This is a genomic window from Microcystis sp. M_QC_C_20170808_M3Col, from assembly GCF_007095505.1.
Taxonomy (GTDB): Bacteria; Cyanobacteriota; Cyanobacteriia; order Cyanobacteriales; family Microcystaceae; genus Microcystis.
This window is the reverse complement of the sequence record NZ_SFBY01000067.1, coordinates 1-2,547: the sequence shown is the minus strand read 5'-3', so window position 1 is coordinate 2,547 and position 2,547 is coordinate 1. Positions and strand designations below refer to the sequence as shown.

General features: G+C 35.3%; 4 protein-coding genes. 1 reads left to right on the top strand and 3 read right to left on the bottom strand.

The window, feature by feature from the left end; genetic code table 11:
• The first annotated feature begins 233 nt into the window (after positions 1 to 233).
• Complete coding sequence (locus tag EWV84_RS22765) at positions 234 to 473, top strand: PEP-CTERM sorting domain-containing protein (RefSeq protein WP_353737603.1); 240 nt, start codon at positions 234 to 236, stop codon at positions 471 to 473.
• Positions 474 to 907: 434 nt separating this feature from the next.
• On the opposite strand, the gene EWV84_RS03485 is transcribed toward EWV84_RS22765, so the two are convergent.
• From EWV84_RS03485 to EWV84_RS03475, 3 genes are all read right to left on the bottom strand, one after another.
• Positions 908 to 1,264 carry a hypothetical protein gene (locus tag EWV84_RS03485; protein ID WP_287076476.1) on the bottom strand — a complete coding sequence of 119 codons (357 nt, stop codon included), beginning with the start codon at positions 1,262 to 1,264 and terminating at the stop codon, positions 908 to 910.
• A 379-nt stretch (positions 1,265 to 1,643) separates the two neighbouring features.
• A complete protein-coding gene (locus EWV84_RS03480) occupies positions 1,644 to 2,117 on the bottom strand; it encodes a PIN domain-containing protein (RefSeq protein ID WP_286823676.1) in 474 nt (157 codons plus the stop codon).
• Positions 2,114 to 2,380, bottom strand: a complete 267-nt coding sequence (locus EWV84_RS03475) for a UPF0175 family protein (protein ID WP_286823675.1) — start codon at positions 2,378 to 2,380, stop codon at positions 2,114 to 2,116. Before EWV84_RS03475 ends, EWV84_RS03480 begins: the two co-directional genes overlap by 4 nt.
• Between the last annotated feature and the right edge of the window lie 167 nt (positions 2,381 to 2,547).

The following is a 2,547-nucleotide window of genomic DNA, read 5'->3' as shown; positions in this document are numbered from 1 at the left end:
GCAGTTTAAATGCAGTACAGCTTAACTGATGACAAAATAACTTGATTCTCCGAATAACTTGAGAAAAGTTGCTCAAAATATAGCCTCAGCAACACAAATCGGCTTATCTCTAGGTAAATCCTTGCAGGAGTGCCATTGTACCAGATATTTTCTCTCTGCTCGATTTATTTAATAAGCTCTGCTGATGAATAAAAAAAAATAATAAACTAGGCTTATGAGTATTCGCCTCTACAATCAGTAGCCTTAACCCAAACGCCTTTAAGTTTTTAGGTGTTGTCAGATCTACTCCTGCATCTCGTCTCGAGATATCTCCCCTTGGTGGTAATGGACTTTTTTCAATTGATAATTTACAAGTAGCCACTAAATCTATCCAGTCTGTTCCTGAACCCCTCACAATTCTAGGAATAGTAATATTAGGATTAGAGGCGTTGTTGTCTAAAAAGCACAAACAAAACGATATTGACGATGATTAGTTGATGTTTAAAGGTGACGTAAGCGATAGGGTTTACGTCCCTTCTTCATACTCACAAAAACTGTAAGTTAGGATAATCTAAAATTGCATTATCTTCAGTAACTATCGTTAAATCATGTTGTAAAGCTTGACACATTAAAAGGCGGTCAAAAGGATCTTTATGAAGGAGTGGCAAATCCTTTAAATGTACTATGCTTTTTTCATCAATAACCAAACTATTAATTAAATGCTGTTTCCTTTTCTTGGGAAGATATATATCAGGATGTTCGGGAAAATTTAATTTGCCTAACTGATACTTGATAACGCATTCCTAAACAGATATAACGCTTAGAAAAACTTCATTGTTACTATTTTTTATCTGACCGCACAAGTTATCCGACAAGCGAGGATTATCACTAATTAACCAAAGAAAAATGTGTGTATCTAGTAACAATCTCATTGCGGATAAAACAAGTCCAAAACTTCATCAGGTAAGGGGTTATTAAAATCATCGGGAACAGCAAATTCTTCTTTAGCCAATCCTACTGGACGAGATTGATTAGCTTGACCTAAAAACTGGCAAATTATCTTAATCTCATTTTCACTTAAAGGATTTTTACTGTCCATTTCTTGGTTATTTTTAATTAAAAATTGCCATTTTTGTAATGCTTTTTCTATCAGGTAATTATCAGATTTGTTTGACGCTTCTTCATGGTTTAAATCATCAACAAATTGCCATATTAAATTAATATTATCTGGGGATAAGATACCTAACTTCTCAATTAAACACTGGCGTAATTCTACATCGTTCATACTGTTTTTCGTATTAACTATGAAACGCCTCCCTCCCTGCTGATACCCGCGACTTAGACGGAGATAGCAACATCACCGAAGCAATACCCTTTGATATTGCCCGAAATCCTCGCGTTAACGGTACAAACGTCGATTTAGGTGCCTTTAAATTCGTCCAAAATAGCCCACCATTCCTCTACGATACTACCCTCACCGTACCCGAAAATAGCCTCTTAAACACTCTTGTTGGCACAATTACCCCTACCGATGCCAACACTAGGATTAGGGGCATTGTTTTCTAAAAAGCACAAACAAGACGACAACGCAAGGAATTAGTTAATTTTGAAGAGGACATGAACGATAGAGTTGATGTCCCTTGAAATTAATTGTTATTATCTTCTTAATTATATCGATCTAAAAGAGATTGAATTAACTGAGGAGAAGCCCGAAAACTCGTTTTTTGTAATTTCTCAATTGCAGTTTTTATATCGATCAAGTCTTGTTTGATCGCTATTTCAAGAACACCTAATAAACCCGTAACTTTTAGACCTCTATCTATAGCAATTTTTCGAGATGCTTTTTTATCAATAATTATTAAGCCAGCTTTTAATTTTTCTGCTAAAATAATCGCCTCTTTCTCTCCTAAATCTAGTCGATTTAATTGCTGATCTTGAACGGGATCAACATCATTAATAAGTAACCATTTAGGAATTTCTTCGCTCCAGTTTTGCAGAATAGCTGGCGCACTTGTTGAAGTTAATTCATTATAGACCGCTTGAGGAATGACTATTTCCTTAAATAATTGAGGCAATAATTCAATTTCTCCAACTAACACTAAATAACAAATCGGTGAAGTGTCCGAAACAACAATCATTGAGATAATAAGTCCTCGATATTTCTCACGTCTTCAGCTAAATCTTCCTCTGTATAATCTAGATAAACTTGATGAAGTTTTAAAAACTCGTCTGTTTCCCATCGAGAGGAGAAATTTAATAAAGTTTGAATTTCTGCCAAAGTCATTACTCCATCTCGATAAGCTTGGATGGCTAAAGCTTCTAAAGTTTTTTGAGGTAAATTATCCCATTTTTTTTGTAATTGTTGTCCCGCAGCTTCAGAAATATAAATAGTAATTTCCATAGTTTTTATAGTAACTAACTTGGAAGACTCAACTTTTATTATAACTCAAAATAACGCCTCCCTCCCTGCTGATACCCGCGACTTAGACGGAGATAGCAACATCACCGAAGCAATACCCTTTGATATTGCCCGAAATCCTCGCGTTAACGGTACAAACGTCGATTTAG

Excerpts from the sequence above, each read along its gene's own strand:
- EWV84_RS03485 (WP_287076476.1), bottom strand. The coding sequence starts at position 1,264 with ATGAACGATGTAGAATTACGCCAGTGTTTAATTGAGAAGTTAGGTATC.
- EWV84_RS03480 (WP_286823676.1), bottom strand. The coding sequence starts at position 2,117 with ATGATTGTTGTTTCGGACACTTCACCGATTTGTTATTTAGTGTTAGTT.
- EWV84_RS03475 (WP_286823675.1), bottom strand. The coding sequence starts at position 2,380 with ATGGAAATTACTATTTATATTTCTGAAGCTGCGGGACAACAATTACAA.